Source organism: Arthrobacter sp. I3 (assembly GCF_000520575.1).
GTDB lineage: Bacteria > Actinomycetota > Actinomycetes > Actinomycetales > Micrococcaceae > Arthrobacter > Arthrobacter humicola_A.
Genome location: NZ_KI914946.1, coordinates 25,095 through 27,495 on the forward strand (window position 1 = coordinate 25,095; position 2,401 = coordinate 27,495).

Below are 2,401 nucleotides of genomic sequence, written 5' to 3' on the forward strand. Positions count from 1 at the left end.
CGCGGAATCCTTCCTTATGGAGTTTGCGTGCGGCCTTGCCGCCGATGTCGGTGCGGAACTGGCTGCCGTCCAGCTGGACGAGCTCGACGCCGTCGTACGCCCGCTCCCGGGCCTCCACGAGGTCCGTGCCCAGCGCCACCACAGCCAGGACGCGGCCGCCGGCGGAGACGACCTTGCCTTCGCCGTCGAGCTTGGTCCCGGCGTGGATCACGTGGACGCCGTCCAGGGCGTCGACCTTCTTCAGGCCCCGGATGCGGTCGCCCGTCCGCGGGGTGTCGGGGTAGTTTTCGGCGGCCACGACGACGGCGACGGCCGTGTCCTTGGACCAGCGCAGCGGCTGCACCTTGTCCAGCTCGCCCTTGGCCGCGGCCATGAGCAGCCCGCCGAGGGGCGTCTTGAGCCGGGCGAGGACGGCCTGGGTTTCGGGATCGCCGAACCGGACGTTGAATTCGATGACCCGCGTGCCGCGCGAGGTCAGGGCGAGGCCGACGAAGAGGACGCCGACAAACGGGGTGCCGCGGTGCGCCATCTGGTTGACCGTGGGCTGGGCGACGCGGTCGATCACTTCCTGCACGAGGCCCTCGGGGGCCCATTCCAGCGGTGTGTACGCGCCCATGCCGCCGGTGTTGGGGCCCTCGTCGTTGTCGAAGATGCGTTTGAAGTCCTGCGCCGGGGACAGGGCCACGGTGTTGGTGCCGTCGCAAAGGACGAACACGGAGACCTCGGGTCCGTCCAGGAACTCCTCGATCACCACGGTGCCGGCCGCGTCGAAGCAGGTCTGGGCATGCGCGAGGGCCTCATCGCGGTTGGAGGTGACCACGACGCCCTTGCCGGCCGCGAGCCCGTCGTCCTTGACGACGTACGGGGCGCCGAAGGTATCGAGGGCGTCGGCGGCTTCCCCGGCGTTGGAGGCGACGCGGGCCATTGCGGTGGGCACGCCGGCCTCGGCCATGACTTCCTTGGCGAAGGCCTTGGACGCTTCCAGCTGGGCGGCGGCCTTGCTGGGGCCGAAGACCGGGACGCCGGCGGCGCGGACGGCGTCGGACACGCCGGCGGCGAGGGGCGCCTCCGGACCGACCACCACCAGGTCAACGGTGAGCTTGACGGCCAGCGCGGCGACGGCGTCGGGATCGTTCGCGTCGATCGCATATGTGGGGACCAGCGCGCTGATGCCGGCGTTGCCCGGGGCCGCGTGGACCTCGGAAACGTTCGGGTCTGCAAGCAAGGATCGGACAATGGCGTGTTCGCGGCCGCCGGGGCCGATGACAAGTACCTTCACAGTCTCCAAGGGTACGTGGTGCACCCCGCAGGCTCCTAAGCTGTGTCGGCCGCTGGACATGCTCAATTTTCGCGGCGGCGCCTCGCGGGCGCCGGGCAATCCGCGGCTCGGCGCTCCAGGCGCAGGGCGGCAATCCTGAGTCCGGCAGCCCGGGCACCGGGCAATCCTGAGCTCAGCAGCGCCGGGGACCGGGGCCACCTGCGGGACATGACCAGTCCCGGCCGCGGCCAGTGGGCACATTGCCATCATGTCCATGCCCGGGTCCCAAGACTGGACATGTCCCGTGGTGCCGGAGAACATGCCCACGCCCGGGTGCCAAGACTGGACATGTCCCGTGGTGCGGGAAATCATGCCCACGCCCGGGCCCCAAGACTGGACATGTCCCGGGGACCGCGGGGCATGTCCACGCCAGGGTCCGGCAGGAGGGCATGCACACGCACCGGAGCCAAGCCCGGCGCCGGACAATCCGCGGAGCGGGCGGCTACGAATGGCATGTATGAACAAACCCAGCATGAAGCCCAGCAAGCGGTCCCGCGGCGCCACAGCCCTGGCCGCGGTGGCCGGAGTGGCTGCGGCCGCCGTCGTCCTGTCCGTCGCGGAACTGATCGGGGCGTTCTTCACCACACGGGCGACACCCCTGATTGCGCTGGGATCGACGTTCATCGACTTCACGCCGCTGTGGATGAAGAACTTCGCCGTTGAAACGTTCGGCACCAACGACAAGGCCGCATTGTTCGTCGGCATGGCGGTCACGATCCTGCTCCTGGCGTGCGTGCTCGGCATCGTGGCGTACCGGAAATGGGCCCTGGGTGTGGCCGGGGTGGTGCTGATGGGCGCCGTGATCGTCGGCAGCGTGGTGACGCGGGCCAGCGTCAAGCCGATCGATGCCATTCCCTCCCTGATCGGCACCGTCGCCGGGCTGGTGGTGCTGCGGCTCCTGATCACCCGGCTCTGGCGGATGCAGGAATGGCCGGACCGGGCCGCCGACGTCGCCGCGAAGGAACCCGAGCGCCCGGCGACCACGCGGCGCGGGTTCTTCGTCGCCGCCGGCATCACCGCGGCCGCCTCGGCTGTTGCCGCCACCGGCGGACGCCTGCTGAGCGCGGCCCGCAGCGACGTGGC

Annotated in this window: 1 protein-coding gene and 1 pseudogene; one reads left to right on the forward strand and one right to left on the reverse strand. The window is 70.4% G+C overall.

What is annotated here, in order from left to right; translation table 11 throughout:
- Positions 1 to 1,279: phosphoribosylamine--glycine ligase (gene purD, locus Y706_RS26260; RefSeq protein ID WP_084476220.1), on the reverse strand; the 1,279-nt coding region annotated here is incomplete at its 3' end.
- 511 nt (positions 1,280 to 1,790) lie between these two features.
- Between purD and Y706_RS0117880 the strand changes: the two are divergent.
- Positions 1,791 to 2,401, forward strand: a pseudogene (locus tag Y706_RS0117880) (oxidoreductase); the annotation flags it as partial.